The 17,374-nt window shown below is 48.8% G+C and carries 20 protein-coding genes; 3 read left to right on the forward strand and 17 right to left on the reverse strand.

Annotated features, from left to right (window positions below; translation table 11 throughout):
* Positions 1-91: 91 nt before the first annotated feature.
* From AC0WRU_RS14200 to AC0WRU_RS14235, 8 genes are all read right to left on the reverse strand, one after another.
* Positions 92-1,777: a spore germination protein gene (locus AC0WRU_RS14200; protein WP_476125261.1), complete on the reverse strand. Its 1,686-nt coding sequence runs from the start codon at positions 1,775-1,777 to the stop codon at positions 92-94.
* Between the two features lie 26 nt (positions 1,778-1,803).
* The gene (locus AC0WRU_RS14205; RefSeq protein WP_025685835.1) at positions 1,804-2,226 is read right to left on the reverse strand and encodes a stage V sporulation protein AB; all 423 of its coding nucleotides are present in this window, start codon (positions 2,224-2,226) and stop codon (positions 1,804-1,806) included.
* A complete protein-coding gene (locus AC0WRU_RS14210) occupies positions 2,226-2,879 on the reverse strand; it encodes a stage V sporulation protein AA (RefSeq protein ID WP_476125262.1) in 654 nt (217 codons plus the stop codon). Before AC0WRU_RS14210 ends, AC0WRU_RS14205 begins: the two co-directional genes overlap by 1 nt.
* A gap of 174 nt (positions 2,880-3,053) precedes the next feature.
* Positions 3,054-3,809 (reverse strand): RNA polymerase sporulation sigma factor SigF, encoded by a 756-nt coding sequence (gene sigF, locus AC0WRU_RS14215; protein ID WP_014282155.1) that lies wholly within the window; start codon positions 3,807-3,809, stop codon positions 3,054-3,056.
* Between the two features lie 11 nt (positions 3,810-3,820).
* On the reverse strand, positions 3,821-4,276 hold the full coding sequence (gene spoIIAB / locus AC0WRU_RS14220; RefSeq protein WP_134913783.1) for an anti-sigma F factor: 456 nt from the start codon (positions 4,274-4,276) through the stop codon (positions 3,821-3,823).
* Positions 4,273-4,626, reverse strand: coding sequence for an anti-sigma F factor antagonist (gene spoIIAA / locus AC0WRU_RS14225; RefSeq protein ID WP_476125263.1), 354 nt, complete (start codon positions 4,624-4,626; stop codon positions 4,273-4,275). The genes spoIIAB and spoIIAA overlap by 4 nt, the downstream gene beginning before the upstream one ends.
* Before the next feature lie 96 nt (positions 4,627-4,722).
* On the reverse strand, positions 4,723-5,916 hold the full coding sequence (locus AC0WRU_RS14230; RefSeq protein WP_476125264.1) for a D-alanyl-D-alanine carboxypeptidase family protein: 1,194 nt from the start codon (positions 5,914-5,916) through the stop codon (positions 4,723-4,725).
* 215 nt (positions 5,917-6,131) lie between these two features.
* Positions 6,132-7,793, reverse strand: a complete 1,662-nt coding sequence (locus tag AC0WRU_RS14235; protein WP_476125265.1) for a glycosyl hydrolase family 28-related protein — start codon at positions 7,791-7,793, stop codon at positions 6,132-6,134.
* 168 nt (positions 7,794-7,961) lie between these two features.
* Between AC0WRU_RS14235 and AC0WRU_RS14240 the strand changes: the two genes are divergently transcribed.
* Positions 7,962-9,173: an O-antigen ligase family protein gene (locus AC0WRU_RS14240; protein WP_476125266.1), complete on the forward strand. Its 1,212-nt coding sequence runs from the start codon at positions 7,962-7,964 to the stop codon at positions 9,171-9,173.
* A gap of 88 nt (positions 9,174-9,261) precedes the next feature.
* On the opposite strand, the gene AC0WRU_RS14245 is transcribed toward AC0WRU_RS14240, so the two are convergent.
* The 7 genes from AC0WRU_RS14245 to AC0WRU_RS14275 form a co-directional block, all read right to left on the reverse strand.
* On the reverse strand, positions 9,262-10,086 hold the full coding sequence (locus tag AC0WRU_RS14245) for a purine-nucleoside phosphorylase (protein ID WP_025685841.1): 825 nt from the start codon (positions 10,084-10,086) through the stop codon (positions 9,262-9,264).
* An 80-nt stretch (positions 10,087-10,166) separates the two neighbouring features.
* Positions 10,167-11,114, reverse strand: a complete 948-nt coding sequence (xerD, locus tag AC0WRU_RS14250; protein ID WP_476125267.1) for a site-specific tyrosine recombinase XerD — start codon at positions 11,112-11,114, stop codon at positions 10,167-10,169.
* A 67-nt stretch (positions 11,115-11,181) separates the two neighbouring features.
* Complete coding sequence (locus tag AC0WRU_RS14255; RefSeq protein WP_025685843.1) at positions 11,182-11,424, reverse strand: YqzK family protein; 243 nt, start codon at positions 11,422-11,424, stop codon at positions 11,182-11,184.
* A gap of 188 nt (positions 11,425-11,612) precedes the next feature.
* Complete coding sequence (gene fur / locus AC0WRU_RS14260) at positions 11,613-12,104, reverse strand: ferric iron uptake transcriptional regulator (protein ID WP_049827511.1); 492 nt, start codon at positions 12,102-12,104, stop codon at positions 11,613-11,615.
* Between the two features lie 102 nt (positions 12,105-12,206).
* Positions 12,207-12,860, reverse strand: coding sequence for a stage II sporulation protein M (spoIIM, locus tag AC0WRU_RS14265; protein WP_476125268.1), 654 nt, complete (start codon positions 12,858-12,860; stop codon positions 12,207-12,209).
* A gap of 205 nt (positions 12,861-13,065) precedes the next feature.
* Positions 13,066-14,262, reverse strand: a complete 1,197-nt coding sequence (locus AC0WRU_RS14270) for an endonuclease Q family protein (protein ID WP_476125269.1) — start codon at positions 14,260-14,262, stop codon at positions 13,066-13,068.
* A gap of 5 nt (positions 14,263-14,267) precedes the next feature.
* Positions 14,268-14,879, reverse strand: a complete 612-nt coding sequence (locus AC0WRU_RS14275) for an NUDIX domain-containing protein (protein WP_476125270.1) — start codon at positions 14,877-14,879, stop codon at positions 14,268-14,270.
* A gap of 122 nt (positions 14,880-15,001) precedes the next feature.
* Between AC0WRU_RS14275 and mciZ the strand changes: the two genes are divergently transcribed.
* Positions 15,002-15,145 carry a Z-ring formation inhibitor MciZ gene (mciZ, locus tag AC0WRU_RS14280; RefSeq protein ID WP_476125271.1) on the forward strand — a complete coding sequence of 48 codons (144 nt, stop codon included), beginning with the start codon at positions 15,002-15,004 and terminating at the stop codon, positions 15,143-15,145.
* Positions 15,146-15,202: 57 nt separating this feature from the next.
* Here the strand turns inward: mciZ and AC0WRU_RS14285 are convergent, their stop codons facing one another.
* Entirely contained in the window at positions 15,203-16,336 is a 1,134-nt protein-coding gene (locus AC0WRU_RS14285) for a tripeptidase T (RefSeq protein ID WP_476125272.1), read from the reverse strand.
* An 85-nt stretch (positions 16,337-16,421) separates the two neighbouring features.
* Here AC0WRU_RS14285 and prli42 point away from each other — a divergent pair, with 85 nt between their 5' ends.
* Complete coding sequence (prli42, locus tag AC0WRU_RS14290) at positions 16,422-16,526, forward strand: stressosome-associated protein Prli42 (RefSeq protein WP_155985464.1); 105 nt, start codon at positions 16,422-16,424, stop codon at positions 16,524-16,526.
* Between the two features lie 123 nt (positions 16,527-16,649).
* On the opposite strand, the gene lipB is transcribed toward prli42, so the two are convergent.
* Entirely contained in the window at positions 16,650-17,345 is a 696-nt protein-coding gene (gene lipB, locus AC0WRU_RS14295; protein WP_476125273.1) for a lipoyl(octanoyl) transferase LipB, read from the reverse strand.
* Between the last annotated feature and the right edge of the window lie 29 nt (positions 17,346-17,374).

Below are 17,374 nucleotides of genomic sequence, written 5' to 3' on the forward strand. Positions count from 1 at the left end.
CTGGAACAAGAAGTCATATTCCATCGAATGTTAACACCAGTATAGCAAAAAAAGCATCAACAAGAATGGATTTTTATGCAGATCATTTATATTAATGTTCCTGCCCGTTGCCAGAGTTCGAATCCGTGTTTGCATCCGTACCCGGCATGCGTGTATTGTCCCGCGTTTTGTTAGATGACGGACGGTTAGGTGCATTCAGTACAGGCATACGGAACAAGATGGAAGCCATCGCCTTGGCATTAAAAGGAATGAACGGCCACAGGTAGGAAGAATTGTATGACCGGTGCAGCGTCAGCATTAAAATGATCAGTGTCGTGCCTACGACAAAGCCCGGAACGTGGAAAATAGCCACAGCGATCAGCAAAACCAGCCGGATTAGCCGATTTGCCAATCCCAATTCATAGCTCGGCGTGGCGAACATCCCGATAGCAGCCACAGCCATATACAGCACAACTTCGTTGACGAAAAGTCCCGTTTTGACCGCAATATCCCCGACCAAAATGGCGGCGATCAAGCCCATCGCGGAAGCCAGTGGTGTCGGTGTATGGACAGCCGCCATGCGCATGAGATCGACCCCCAGCTCCACAATGATAAACTGGGCAATCAGCGGCAGGTGAGCTTCCTTTTGAGGACCAATAAAATCGAGAAACGCCGGTTTTAGCTCAGGATTGATGACCATAAGCAGCCACATTGGAAGCAAAAACATGGAAGCAAAAATCCCTATAAAGCGAACCCAGCGCAAATAGCTCCCCATAAAGGCCGTTTGCCGATTCTCTTCTGCATGCTGACAAAGGTCAAAAAAGGTGGTAGGCAAAATCATCACACTGGGTGAGGTATCAACGAAAATAACGAGTCGCCCTTCCATAATATGCGAAGCCACAACATCTGGTCGCTCCGAATACCGCACTAATGGATATGGATTCCAGCCTTTATTAATAATCGTCTCCTCTAATTGCTTATCCGCCAGCGGGATACCGTCCAGATTAACGTTTTTAATTTTATCGCGTACCGTTTCCACCATCACTTTATCCACGATATCATCAATATAGCCCAAGCATACGTCGGTTCGGGTGCGGCGACCAACCTGCATCGCCTCAAATTTAAGGCCGGGGTCCCGCAAGCGGCGGCGAACCAGACCCACATTTGTCAGCATCGTCTCTGTAAAGCCGTCACGGGCACCACGTACGACGCGCTCCAGTGACGGTTCCTCGGGGTTACGTACCGGATAATTACGGGTGTCCAAAATGATCGAAAAGCGCTCACCTTCCATAAAGAAAGCGCTATATCCTGACAGCACCTTGTTGATAACAACCGACATTTTGTCTGTTTTTTCCACCTGAATATGCGGAATATAATTTTCAAAATACGATTGCAGTCCGTCCGTGGACAGATCATCCGGTGTCAGATAGGTGAGCCGCTTGAGCACTTCAACCATGACCAGGTCCTTGGCAAAGGTATTCAGAAACAGATAGCCGATATGACGCCCGCCTAGTGTCATCTCCCTGAATACGACATCAAAGGTCTCTCCCAGACCGATTACTGTTTTGAGTGTTTCCTGATTATCCTTCATTCTTGGCGATATATCATCCTTACCCTGCCAGTAAAGGACGGATTCCTCTACGTTATCAGAACGCTCACTCTCTTTTTTGTGCTTAAAATGTGCTGACTCCTGTGCCACCCTTTTTTTCCACGGGCTCATCTCTTTCTTGCCAGCAGTATGACCTTCATTCCCGATGGCTCCATCCTCCTGATGTTCTTGATCCGGTCTATGCTCCATATCTCTTGCCCCCTTCACTTTCCTTATTAACGGTTGTATACGAACCAGTCAAAAAACGAACCCGTCACCTTACCCAGCACCATCGCCATCAGCAGGCCAAACATATACACGGTCATATGGAGCCGCTTGGCGAGTATAGGCAAGAGATTCAGTACCTCCGTCAGTGCTGCGGCGAGTAAACCGATAAACACTCCGCAAAACAACCCCGGAATCCACGTAAGTACGCCCGGCAACGGTAAGCATATATTCCAAAAATCGGACACCGTTCCGACCACTGAACCCAATATCATAGATTTTTCGTATGCTCGTGATTTGTTATAGGTACGGGTAAGCTGTGCAAGCCGGGGAATCATATCCAGCACAATAAAAAGTGCGATCACGCCACCACCCACCGCAACGCCTCCGGCGATGCCTAAAATGATCTGAAGTGCACCCTGCACATACATCATCATCGACGCTTATCCTTCGTATGCATGCGGGCCATCTTTTCATATTCCTCCGCCACAACGTACTGATCCACATTTTCCTGATACAGATACATTTCCACTTCCAGCGGCGTCGGCTCCTCGTTCCATTTTTTTTTGAATAAATGATTAAAGAACACAATCATGCCGAAGCCGATACCGATCGAATACGCAATCTGGAACAGATATGGATGCTCATCCTTGTGTCCAGTGATCATCTCAACAATCCGCACCTGCACCTCCATCATGCTGACGTCAGCGTGGAAATTCATAATCGTGAGCGCAGAGCCAAAGAACAGAAGCACCCATACCAGAACAAACAATATTCTGGACGGCTTACGCGGCTTTTCCACGATTTCCACAAGCACATGCGGCTTGCCGAGAGATTCCACGACGACACCTGGAATGCGTTCTCTAATTTTCGAAATGATTTGCAGCATATCCACCAGTATCAGATTGCCGTCCTGCTGCTGCGGCCGCTTGAGAACAAGCTCCAGCAGCTCGTTTTCCCATTCGGGATCTGCCAGCAGATGGGCTACATCCCCCAAATGCAAGTCATGCCCCTGTAACATGCGTACACGACTGCGGAGACGTAAATAGACTATGGGAGCCACTGTAGGAGCCGGATTATGAGTCATCCGATCCCCTCCTTATCCTCGTAATTACTGGTTAGTATGAGGCGAAGCCGAGAAACATATTCCGTGCACTTTCTGTTTCTCCACGCAAAAAGGGTACCCCTGACCATTAACATGGATTGGGAATACCCTTTTGAATTACGTAGCATGAGGATTTAGCAAAAATCCTCACCGATATTATTGAGCAATCTGATCGCGAATCGACTGCAAAATCTTTTTTTCCAGCCGCGATACCTGCACCTGGGAAATACCAAGCCGGCTTGCGACCTCTGATTGGGTCTGATCGCGATAATAACGCAGATATACAATGAGCCGTTCCCGCTCAGTCAGCCCGCCGATAGCCTCATTCAGCGCCAGCTTGTCAAACCATCGCTCCTGCGATTCATCTGCAATCTGATCCATGAGCGTAATCGGGTCGCCGTCATTTTCGAACACCGTTTCGTGAATCGAGGTTGGCGGCTTGTTAGCCTCCTGAGCAAAAACAACATCCTCTGGTGTAACTCCCAGTTCATCTGCGACTTCCTTGATCGTAGGTAAACGGTTCAGCCGTTTGGACAGCTCGTCCTTCATTTTGCGGACTTTATTGGCCGTCTCCTTGAGGGAGCGGCTAACCTTAAGCGTGCCGTCATCGCGCAGAAAACGTTGAATTTCCCCAATAATCATCGGGACCGCATACGTTGAAAATTTGACTTCATAGCTTAGATCGAATTTGTCCACCGATTTTAACAAACCGATGCAGCCGATCTGAAAAAGATCGTCAGGTTCATATCCCCGGTTCATAAAGCGCTGCACGACAGACCATACGAGCCGGATATTACTATTGACCAGCGTCTCACGGGCATCATTATCACCGGATTGACTCAGTGCAATGAGCCGTTTGACTTCTGCATCCTCCAAATAGCTGTTCGAAGTTTTTTTTCCTCCTGCTTCCATAGGATCAACCCCTAATTATATAAAGCTTTCTTGGATTCAATCCTTTTCTTCATCCGGACCGACGTGCCTCCGCCCGGCTCACTGACTGCTTCAAACTCATCCATGAAATTTTCCATAATGGTAAAACCCATGCCCGAGCGTTCCAGTTCAGGCTTGGAGGTATACAGTGGCTGCTTCGCCAGCTCCAGATCCTCGATCCCTCTTCCTGCATCTTCAATCACCAGTGTAACCACGTCCATTTCAATCCCGACCTTGATGGTCACGACTCCGGATGGATCGCTGTCATAGCCGTGAATAATACTGTTCGTCACCGCCTCGGACACCACGGTTTTCAGATCGCTCAGCTCGTCCATCGTCGGATCAAGCCGGGAAATAAAGGCAGCGACAGCGACGCGGGCAAACGCTTCATTCTCGGATTTGGCGGCAAATTGCAAGCTCATGAAATTGTTTCCCGTACTTTCCCTCATGACACCACCTCCAATTCCGTGAGCGCATTTCCCTCGTTTTCATATACAGGCATGATTTTAAACAAGCCTGACATATCCAGCAGTCGGTGTATCGGCGGATTGACATCACAGACAGCCATCTTGCCGCCCTTTTGTTTAATCAGCTTGTAACGTCCCAAGATAACGCCAAGGCCGGAGCTGTCCATAAACTGGAGATTTTTCAGGCTGAGCACGATATGCTCGCATTGGCGGCGCTGAATCGCTTCATCCATTTGCATACGGACCATGTCCGACGTATGGTGATCAAGCTCACCGGACAGTCTTACAATCAACACCCCCCGGTGATGCTCCATTTCAATTTGCAGGTTCATGCTTACTCACTCTCCTCCCGGTCTTGGACAAGGATTTCTACGCAGCCGCAGACGATTCCTGCCCTCCGACAAAACTAGAAGAAAACCCCTTAAAATCTACAAAGAAAACAGGTTCAACATGGTACGTTTAAACAATTTCCACCATCCAGCCTTTTCCACCGCCACGGGTGAGGTTATATTAAACTCCTTGAGCCGTTTACCATCCTGATAGACAACCAGCTTGCCAACCGGATCACCTGCACGGACAGGAGCTTTCAGACTTGGAGCGAGTTGCAGCTCATGACGCAGCGTATCCTTCGTTCCACCCTTTTTCACCAGCACACTGTAGGAACGATCTGCCTGAATTTTCAGCTCCGGCAGTACACCCTTCTCGACTTTTACGCTTCCCAGCAAGTCACCCGGCTTGTACACTGATTTCATCGTGTATTGGGAAAATGCATAATCAAACATGGAGGATACTTCATTGTTACGTGTTTTGGTATTCGGTTCGCCAAGTACGACAGCGACTACACGCATACCATCACGCTTGGCCGTAGCGGAAAGGCAAAATTTCGCTTCCCCTGTGTAGCCTGTTTTCAGCCCGTCCGCTCCAGTATAAAAGCGAACCAGCTTATTCGTATTCACCAGCCAAAACGGCTTGGCCGAGGATTTGCGTAAATAGTCCTGATACGCTCCTGTATATTTCGTAATTTGGGGATATTTCAACAGTTCACGGCTCATGACCGCAATATCATGCGCAGAAGAATAGTGATTTTTTACCGGCAAACCGTTGCAATTGGCAAAATGGGTATCCTTTAAACCAAGCTGCTGCGCCTTGGCATTCATCAATTCGACAAAGGCCTGCTCAGAGCCGGCAATTTTCTCAGCCATCGCCACAGAAGCATCGTTGCCGGAAGCCATCGCGACTCCTTTAAGCATCTCATCGACCGTCATTTCTTCTCCCGGCTCCAGAAAAATTTGCGATCCGCCCATCGAAGCCGCATATTCGCTGGCCCGTACTTTGTCGGTCAGCTTGAGTTTGCCATCTTGAATAGCCTCCATCGTCAGCAGCATGGTCATAATTTTAGTAATACTCGCCGGAGGTAGCTTTTCACGGCTATTTTTTTCATAGATAACTGTACCCGTATCCGCATCCATTAGGATCGCCGAGAGAGCCTCGGGAGCAAGCTCAGCCGCAGAACCCTCCTTGGGCTTGCTTTCAGGTTTGCTTTCCTCGGCCCAACCGCCGACGGGGACAGCAGTCAAGGCCACCAGACAAGCCAGGATGAACGCTACCACTTTTTTCTTCACAATCGGTTCCCTCCTCAACATATTGGCGTAAAGCACCGGAGCCCGTTATGTAGTCCTCCAGCCTATTCGCGTGCTGCTAACCATTGTCGTCAGAATGAAAGAAAAATATTCCATACACCTGAAAACATCAAATAGCACCAAGCTGAGTCAGCATGGTGCGGATTTTCAAATATGAAATGAAAGAAGGGGAATATGAAATGCTTTGTTAAAGCAATCTAAATTCGGCTGATGGTAAGATACGTAATACCTCCACCTGGCAGAATATCCGTTTTGTTTTGGCTAAACACCCGTATATCAATAAAAGAATTGGCTTCCAGCTTCAGTTCAATCGTTCCACTCAAGGCGCTGTAGTTCAGCCCGCCAATCACCCGATCATCGAGATAAGCATACGCCGAACTGCCGGCAACCTGTTCATCATTCACATGGAGCGCCAGCCGTGTACGGTTGCCATCCGCTTGAGGATCGGTCGAAATATAGGCTTGTATTCTGTACTTCCCGGCTTGTTTGGCCCTCCAACGACTGCCCGTCGCCTCAAACTCGGTCAGTTCATCATAGCTGATCTGGTTGAAGTTTACCTTCTGCCAACTACCTGCGGGAATATTTTGTCTTGCTCCCAGATAGGCTTTGACAAAGGTTTCATCCAAATGCTCGATCCCGTTATTCGAATATTTCTCCACTAGCAACAAGGCCTGCCCTGTCCCGTTGTTTTTATAATAACGGTTATCCACGTAATTGAAATCCAGATGCGAACGAAGCGTCACCTGCTGCGTGGATGAGCTGCCGGAAAAGGAAACCAGATGTCTCAAATTGCGTGGATATCCACCCACCTCATCCACTAAAATTTTTTTACCAATGACCACATCTACAAAATAATCACATACTGACCAGTAGTTGTCGTCGTTTTTGTCCCTGAATTTGTCCGCGATGGCTAAAATGGAGTCGCGAAGAGCAACATTCTTCGTCTCCTTCGTGGCACCAATTTGAATAAAAGACGGAACCGTCACCCTATGTTCTAAGCTTAGCCCCTCAAACCAGCAGCCTATAAATTCGGCATTCATAAAATCATCAATTCGAATAGGAATATCACTTGAGCTTCCGTCCTTTATGTGCTGGCTGGCCAAAAATCTGGCCCCGTTGGAGCTATTCAGATCGAGCGCTGTATCATTGCCCATGGTTAATAGCCCAAGACTCGTAAACTGCGAGCTTCTGTTTTCCAGATGAATTCCTCTTTTATTATAGTTAATTTCCGCGTTCACCAAAAAATCCACATCACTTTCATAACCCCAAAAACCAGTCTCGAAATGCTCGATCAAGACATTATCCAGTACAACTCCCCCGCCCTTCCAGTCCTGAATCCCCAAAGTACCTTTGCCATAATAGCCACGCTTCGCCGCCTGGGAAAACGGATTATTTAATGCGGTTCTTACGGCACCCTCGTATCGGATCGACAAATCGTGGAATTGTACATTTTGAAAGCCACTGAATGTAGGGAGGCTCTCATCCCCAATTTGAAAACATGGACCCGTGCCATAGTATTCAATGGATGTAACCCCCTTACCCTGTCGATATCTGCCCTTATGCGTACCAAAAAAGCGGATACCCTGTTTGCGGATATGCAAGGTAGACGTTATTTTATAGCGACCACCGGGAATGCGAAGCATGGAGTAGTCAGGCGTGCTATCGATCATTTGCTGCAAAGCGGCCGTGTCGTCCTGAACACCGTCACCTGCGGCTCCAAACCAACTGACATTCACACTACGTTGATTGAATTCTTTATCAATCTTTTTAAAATTTTCTTCCAGTTGCCGTTGGTTCAAGCTTACACCACCCAAGCTACTCAAGTTCAATTTCAAATGATCTGTATACTGATCCGCCACCCCAACACCTCCACTTTTTGAAAACAACGAAAATATCTTCTTTCAGACAGGGCTGAAGGATTCTATTCTCTGAATATGGATTGAGTATATGCGAATACATTTTTATTATTGTACAAAAAGATACGTTTTGTATAAAATAGATACATATCGTATCTAGGTGGTGAATGTGTGAAGACTGTCCTTACAGTGACCGGTTTACTGGCTTTTTCGATTCCTTATGCCTGTCAGGGCTTGTCTCCGAGAGTGATCTCAATTTCTCTGCTCATCCTGCTGTTTAGCTATCTGATGCTGCTGCCCTCGCTAAAGCCGCTAATTGCAACCTTGGCTGATAATCCGTTGCTGACCTTGCTCATGATGTACATAACTCTCTCCTGTTTATGGGCTGAACAGGAACAGGCCTCATCCATGCTGATGGTGCTTAAATTCGTTGCTTTTTCCACCTTTGGGCTTTATCTGGTTACCCATTATACAACGCAAGGCTGCATCCGCCTGTTGGTCATTACGTTAAGTATTTTGAGCATACTCAATCTACTGGCGGTATTGCTCGTTCCCTCCTTTGCCATTCATGGGGGCGTCGAACATACAGGGCTGTGGAAAGGCATTTCCGGTCATAAAAACACACTGGGAACGCTCTCTCTGCTATGTTTTGTTTCACATGTCATTTATTTTTTCAGGGGAACACGCAAAGCTTTGCATGTTGGCTTTATTTTGGTGAATGCCTTACTGCTTATCAAATGCCAATCCACTACTTCGTTGCTGCTGACTTCTTCCCTGTTCATGTTCATCCTTTTTATATTGCTATTCAAAAGAATCCGAAGCGTTGCGCTGCGTGGTTTCTTCATTAGCAGTTCCTGCCTGCTTGTGCTTTTGAGTCTCGTGTTCGCTTTAAGTTACGGGGATGCGATTGCATCGGAATTTGGCAAGACAACAACCTTGACTGGAAGAACAGAAATCTGGCAGGGAATTGCAGGCGCCATTGAAAGTCACTACTGGTTTGGTCATGGCTACGGTTCCTTCTGGGCCAACCGGCCTAGCATCTATGCCAATGGAATCCGATTTGATCTGACAAGCAGCCACAGCGGATTTCGGGATCTGTGGATCGATATCGGCCTTACGGGACTGCTGGCAACCATTACACTCGTCATAACCACTTTATTTAAATTCAGAATCGGTAAAACCGATATGTATACATGGCTGACAGCAGCCGTATTCTTCTTATTCATCGTGTTAAATAACATTACAGACAGCCGCTTCCTAAATTCTCTGGCCATCTACTGGATCATATTCATCGTTATTGTGATTAAGGTACAGGAACGGCATAGACTATTAATAGCAGAAAAGGCGAACACGACAGTATGCGGTACACCCCCACCACATTAGGGGCTACCAAATGATTAGTACGCAAAAAACCCCGTTTTCCTACGGCCTTAGATGGCGTTCGGAAACGGGGTTCTTGGGATATAACGATCTACATTTGTGGAATGATCGCCAAAACGAGATTTAAAAATTTCTCACGTACCTTCTCTGCTGTATCCATTACTTCATCGTGGGACAGGGGCTGATCCAAGATGCCTGCCGCCATATTCGTGATGCAGGAGAAGCCCAGCACCTCAATGCCTGCATGACGGGCTACGATAACCTCGGACACCGTGGACATTCCCACCGCGTCTGCACCCAGTGTGCGCAGCATAACGATTTCAGCAGGCGTTTCATAGTTTGGACCCAGCAATCCGGCATATACGCCTTCCTGCAAGCTGAAGCCCTGCTGAGCAGCGGTTTGCTTGGCAATCTCGCGCAAGCGACGGCTGTATGCCTCCGACATGTCAGGGAAGCGAACGCCCAGAGCTGCATCGTTCGGTCCGATCAGCGGATTTTGTCCGGTCAGATTGAGATGATCCGAGATAACCATCAGATCGCCTGCCTCATAAGACGTATTGACACCGCCTGCCGCATTTGTCACCAGCAGACTTTGAATACCCAATTGCTTCATGACCCGAACCGGGAAAGCTGTAAGCTGCGGGCCATAGCCCTCATACATATGGAAGCGGCCCTTCATCATAACTACAGCGCGACCTTCAATGGTACCTAGCAGCAATTCTCCTTCATGACCTTCTACCGTCGATACGGGAAAATGGGGAATATCCTGATAAGGAATACTAATTCCATCCTGAATCAAATCGGCCAGAATGCCGAGACCCGAGCCTAAAATAAGGCCAATTTCCGGACGGATTCCGCTCTTGGCACGGATATAATCTGCTGCTTCCTGAATCGTTGCTTGGTTGGCTGTTGACATTAATATCTCTCCTGTCTTGTACAATCGTTAGTTATAGTTGCTGTGATCGTTACTACAGCGATGACTATGGTAAATCGTCGTCACATGCGCTCCTTGCTGTCGCTGGACGGACGATTGCCGCCGTGCGGATGATGCTTTTCGTAGACTTCCTTCATACTTCGCTTGGCTGTCTGCGCATAAACCTGCGTCGTGGACAGATCGGCATGGCCCAGCATCTCCTGTACGGAGCGCAAATCCGCTCCGCCCTCCAGCATATGTACCGCAAAAGAATGCCGCAGGGTATGCGGTGTAATATCCCCGCTTATGCCTGCTTCCTGACCGTACTTCTTGATCATTTTCCAAAAGCCCTGTCTGCTGAGACGCTGACCGGATACATTGAGGAACAAGGCTTCCTGTTCTACTACCCGAGATTCCTCATCCTGCCCGGATCGCAGCAACAACGCACGCTGCTCATCCATATACGCTTGTGCCCACTGCGATGCCTCACGGCTGATCGGCACAACACGCTCCTTGCCCGCCTCGCCTCCACAGTGGACGAAACGCAGATCGGTGCGTACATCACGTATGTTCAGGGCGATCAGCTCGGATACGCGAATTCCTGTCGCATACAGCAGTTCCAGCATCGCCTTATCCCGTCCCCCTTGCGGGGTGGAAACATTCGGCGCTGCCAGCAGACGTTCTATCTCATCCTGCGTGAGCACTGAAGGCTTCTTTTTGTTGGCCTTCGGCAGCTCCAGCAAAACAGACGGGTCATGACCCGTAATCCCCTCCCGAATGAGAAAATGGAAAAAGGAGCGGATAGAGGCTACGCTGCGCGAAATCGTCGCCGCGGCTTTTCCCTGTTCCTTCAAGCGTCCCAAATAAAGCACCAGATGAGAGCGTTGAACATGGTCCGGCTGCTCGATGTCGCAGCTTTCAGCGAACTCGACAAACTGCTGTACGTCCCGATGATACGCTTCCAATGTGCTGGGCGACAAGCCCTTTTCCTCTTCCATATATCGAACAAAAGGTTGAATATACATTTTCATGAGTTCCAGAAGTCTCCTTGTCCTGCATACAACGGTTCAATCGGATCAGTCTCAGCGTCTACATGGACTATTCTCCATACCAGTAAAAGAAACGCAGACGCTCCGACACTGCCGTCTTATACTCGGGTACGTCGGATAATTCCTGCCCGCCGAATACCTTGACTGCATGTCCTTCCGGTATCCGGTAATGATCCACAGGTGTAATCCAATCCCTAAACAACCCGAGGCTATAGTAGAACATACATGCCAAAACCCCGAACAGTATGAACAGACGCAGCCATTTTAGTCCTCTCCGCAACGATAGTACCATATGAATCAGCCGCCTTTTCCAGATTATAGGCCTTGTTAAGGCTCTCTATGGAAGGGTATGACAAGCTGTTCCTTTTTATACCGCTTAATGTCGTATAGCAGATCCCGAACCAAAAAAGTCCCCAACTAAAAAAGCTCTCCCCGAACGCGTCTTCGTCGGTGAGAGCTTGGGTTGTCAGCTTATTAATCCTAAGATTTGTTTTTCTTGGTTTTACCCAAAAATTTCTGGGCTGTCGTATCGTTCTTCGTCTTGCAACGATAACAAATGCCGTGAAAGTCCAAACGGTGGTCCACTACGGTAAAATTATATTCCCGTTCCAGACGCTCTTCCAGCGGTCCAAGCCAATCCTCCAGTATTTCATCCACACTGCCGCACTGCACACATATCAAATGGTGGTGGTGATGCTTGGTCGTATCGCCGCGCAGGTCATAACGCGCAACGCCATCACCAAAATTGATTTTCTCCACGACGTGCAGTTCACTTAGCAGTTCTAGGGTACGGTATACGGTTGCCAGACCGATTTCGGGAGCTTTCTCTTTAACGAGCATAAATACATCTTCCGCACTCAGATGATCATCTTCGTTCTCAAGTAAAACTCTGACGGTGGCTTCCCGCTGAGGCGTTAGTTTGTAGCCCTGGGATTGCAGCTGCTGCTTAATTTTTTCGATCCGTGCTTCCATGTGTCTCCCTCCCCCTGCAAAAGCTACTGCCCACTGCACTTTTTTTCACTCCTATTATTATAGGGGGTCTATACAAATAAAGTCAAACATTTTGAAACGGGGTCAGGGAGACACGGAGGCAGTCAGCATGGGAGTAACCCACTGCATCATGACTGGAGTGACCCAAGTTTCAAAGGACGCGCTACCAACGAGGAGCAACATCATTGCAGCGGTCAGCCCTGCGTAGGACAGCAAAGGACGAAGCATGCCAACAGATGGCCGTGTAGCGAGTATTTTAGTTTTGATCATATGAATGGAAAAGGTCATCGCAGCCACACTGCACACGAGCAGCACCGGAATGACGATTAAATTGTGGGGAGCCACGGAGACGAGGGAAAATAACAGCCCTTTCCACGAATATTGCCCCACCATATAGCCTACGGAAAATCCGATCAACACACCCTTGAGGAAATTCAGTACAAGAATGCCAGGAAGACCGATGACTGAAAGACCGCATACCCAGATTAAACCGACCCATTTTAGATGTAGAGACACACTATCCCAAAAGGTTGAGGTCGCTTGCGAACCAGTAAAGCCCTGCTCATTTTGATTGACCGTCACAAAAAAATCCTTTAGGTAACGCGACAAATCCTGTAGCTGCTCCAGCGAGAGCGCGTTCACCATCAGTGCACCAAAAACGACTCCTACCAGAAACAGCACGGCCAAAAAAACATAATACGGCGTCTGATCCTTTAACGTATGACGAAACCACTGCATCGACGTCCTGCCCCTTTCATCTGCTTGTTTGTCCAAAAAACAACCGTAATCCGACGGCTGATGGCTAGGGTTCAGGGCAGCTTGCGCTGCAAAAGAAGATTCACGAGTGATGTGCCAAGCCAACGGCATAGATATTTAATGGTTATGAACAAGCAGACCCCGATATGACTTTAATAGGACATGACTTTATCGGGACAAGACTTTATTAGGACCTGGCTATTTTGCCGTATGTCCCGCCACCACCGGATACGAGGGAAAGCCGTCCCTCCCGGGAAAGGACAATTTGCTCTGCCAACGCGTCTCCGACAACCGCCGCCAGTTCCTCCTGTGTGACTTCATGTAAAATATTCATTTCTGTTCCGAACGCATTCAGCAGGTGGTTCAGCTTGGCTTTGCCCAGACCGGGGATAAATTCCAGTGGAATCTGGTAAATGTATGGCGGCCGATGTGATGGAATCACGGGCTGCTCACGATCAGCAATACTCCATATCCGATCCAGTACGCCCCGCACCAGCTTGGTATGACCACAGGCAGGACAGCGTTCATCCGCCATCTGCTGCTCGTCCATAATCGTACCGCAGCTTTGACAGTAGGAACGATGGTACTTGCCCAGCTTTGGATTTAATCCGTAGTTGGCAGACACCCGTCGTCCTTCCTGACGCTCCAAAGCCATTCGGAATTCATCAAAGCACGGCCTTGCCATGGATAATTTGTTGTACTCCCGTCCAATTTTGCCGAGCGAATGGGCATCGGAATTGGTCAGAAAGCTGAAACGATCCAGCTCCGAGATCAATCCCGCCATAGACGAATCCGCACTTAACCCCAGCTCCACTCCGCTAATGAGCTGCATATCCAGCAGTTCCTCCATACGGGCCGCAGAACTTCCGTATATGCCCTTATGAGGGGTGAACACATGCGCTGGCACCATAATGCCTCCACGACCGTAAATTTGCTGCTGTAGCTCGCGTGGCGGGGCATAGATACGCTGCGAGCTGAGATTGACATTTTTCATGTGCCGAGCTATCCATTGCGTAAAATCCTCCATCGCCGCCAAATGGGGAAAATAGGCCAGGATGTGCGCCTCGGGACGACCTTCCGCCCGAATCTCCAGCTCCGTTCCCAGTAGCACAACCGTATCCCGGTACGCGATACCACCACCGCTGATTTCCGTCATTTCACCCGTATGCAAATAAGCGTGGATATCCTCTTGTACGTTCGGTGCGTGGCAGTCAATGATCCCGATCAGTCCGATGCCCTTGCGACCGGATGACTCCTTGGCAATGTTGGCAAAGGTCAGGTCACGACTGCCACTAATTTTGACCGGAGCTCCCTTTTCCGTTCTTCCGATATGAATATGGAGGTCAGCATAGTAATCTGTAAGTTTCACCGTATTTTCGTTCATACCGCTTAAAAGCTCCCTGTGTGTTGATGAAGCTGCCACGCATAGACAGCCAGAATCGTTTTGGCGTCACTAATCCGACCTTCACGAATGAGCGCCTGTGCTTCCTCCAGCGTCACCTCGAACAGCTCCAGAAATTCATCCTCATCCGGTTCCATTTCTCCCAACTCCAGCTCTTCGGCCACATAGAGATGAATGATTTCATCCGCAAATCCGGGGGAAGTATAAAAGGAGTGCAGCAGCTTCAGCGACTTGGCAGTATAGCCTGTCTCTTCTCTCAGCTCGCGTCCCGCTGCTTCCATCGGGTCCTCTCCCCGCTCAAGCTTACCTGCCGGGATTTCCACCTCACAGCGGCCCATCGCCTGTCTGTACTGATCCACAACCAGCATTTTCCCCTCATGCAGCGCCAACACGGCCACCGCCCCCGGATGCTTCACGATTTCACGCTTACCCGTGGAACCGTCTGGAAGCTCTACCGTGTCCACCTGCAACGTAATCACTTTTCCTTCAAAAATGGGCTGCGTGGATACCGTTTTTTCCTCCAACGCAGGATTGGAATAAGGCTTGCGGTCTGGATTGTTCAATAGATCGTTCACTGGATCGTTCTGTTGATTATTCATCAGTATGTTTCCTCCTTCATCATCTATCTTTTCATTAACTATCGCCAACTTTAGTATAACTTGTCCACTTCGAACATATGGTGGTATTATAACAAATTTCCCTGTTCAAAGGAGATTCGCCAATGAAAAGCTACCGTACCGAAACCACTCTCCATATTGTCGGCAAAGCCTGGCAGATTCAAGCCCTCCTGCGGCAATGGCAAAAGGAACACGGCTCCACTGCCACGATCGCCTCGCTCGTGGTTCCAAAAAAGGTTCAGGTCTAAAGACAAGGGAACGCTGTTCCTGTCTTTAGCCTGAACCTTATGTGTATCGTGCGAGTCTTACTTCGTCGCCTCTTGAATAAGGGCTACGACCACTTCGGCAACCTTCACCAGATCATCTGCCTTGATTTTTTCCTGTGTCGTATGAATGTTCTGGTAGCCAACAGCCAAATTCACCGTTGGAATTCCCAGTCCGTTGAATACATTGGCATCCGAGCCACCACCGGAATGGAAGGTCGGCGTTGCCAGTCCCAGCCCTTGTATAGCACGCTGAGCAACCTGCACAATTTCATCATGCTCCGTAAAGCTGAATGCCGGATAAATGACTTCGCTCCGGAACTCGCCTTGTGCACCAAATTCGCGCACGGTAGTTTCCAGAGCTTCACGCATATGCTGAATTTGATGATCCACCTTCTCCTGCACAATACTGCGTGCTTCCGCCCGGATCAACACAAAATCGCATACCACATTCGTTGCTCCGCCGCCCTCGAAGCTGCCTATGTTAGCGGTCGTTTCCTTATCAATCCGTCCCAGCTTCATCTTGGAAATGGCCTTGGAGGCTACTTGAATGGCACTGATGCCATCTTCGGGATTTACACCTGCATGAGCGGACTTTCCTGTAATTTTCATTTCAATACGAGCCTGCGTTGGCGCAGCCACACAAATGGAGCCTACTTCACCATTGGAATCCAATGCATACCCAAAGTCCGCATCCAGCAATTCCGGTTTCATTGCCCGCGCGCCGAACAGACCGGACTCCTCACCTGCCGTAATCACAAACTGAATTTGTCCATGGGGAATTTTCTGCTCACGCACGACACGAATCGCCTCGAACAAAGCGGCAATCCCTGCCTTATCGTCTGCCCCCAAAATGGTGGAACCGTCACTGCGAATCCATCCATCCTCACCTAGTTGCGGCTTAATGCCTTTGCCTGGTGTAACGGTATCCATGTGGCAGGTAAAAAACAATTTAGGTGCTTGCTCCGCGCTTTCCGCTTTCCAGGTTACGATCAGATTACCCGAACCATGTCCGGTTCTTTCGCGGGAATCATCTTCTGTTACCTCCAGCCCGAGTGCATTGAATTTTTCTTTCAGAACACGCGATATTTCCTGCTCGTGCTTGGTTTCGCTATCCACCTGTACGAGTTCCATAAATTCTTGTACGATTCGTTCTTTCACTACTTTTGCTGTCATTGAACTTCCCTCTCTTTCCCGTTTACGCTACAATACGGATAGATAGTCTTGTATCTGACTTAAACCTATCCTAAAGGAGTTACACATGCCGAACAAAAAATGGGTTCGTTTTTTCATCTACATTATGCTCGCCGCGATGATTGGCTCTACGCTGTTCATGGTGATTGAGCCGTTGATTATGCCATTATAATGAATTGCGCTCTCAAGATATTCTGCCGTCCCCATGCTTCATGGAGGCTGTAGGCGGACAAGCTGTGGCGCAGAAAACAGGCGGGCTTCCGTGTACATCACAGAATAGCCCGCCTTTGCTTTATTAGAGGGAATGACTTTGCCATTCCGCCGCAAATGAAAATTGCTCCTCAAAGTAAGGTACAATCTCCTTCGCAATCTGCTCCACTGAAAAGGTCTGCTGTGTGCAGTCCTCCAATGAAGTCACTCCGTATTCCTGAATTCCGCATGGAACGATACCTTGAAAGCCCTCATGCTGTATCCCTGATTTGATATTGAAGGCAAAACCATGACTGGTCACAAAGCCGCGACGGTGCTTACATTTGTTGAATTTGACTCCTATGGCCGCGATTTTAAGATTCCCGACCCATACCCCTGTGTATTCAGGCTTGCGGCTTCCTTCAATACCATGGGACGCCAGCAACCGAATGATCACCTCTTCCAGACTCCGGAGGTATCCGTGCAGGTCAAGCGCCTCCCGGTTGCCGAGCATAATCAGAGGATATCCGACCAGTTGTCCCGGTCCATGATATGTAATGTCTCCCCCGCGGTCAATCTGAAAGACGCTGATTCCCTGAGCTTTCAACTGCTCCGGTGTGAGAAGCAGATGCTCGGGATGTTGCTGAGAGCCAATCGTATAGGTCGGCGGGTGCTGGAGAAGCATAAGCGTTTCCCTCACCTCTCCCGCATCCAGCTTCCCTACAATATCTTTCTGGACATCCCATGCATATGCATACTCCACCCTATTCGTATAGGTTACATCAAGCGGTCGTCTGTTCACGGCCTATCACTTCCTCTCCGTCCATTTAC

The organism is Paenibacillus sp. 1-8, from assembly GCF_056316205.1.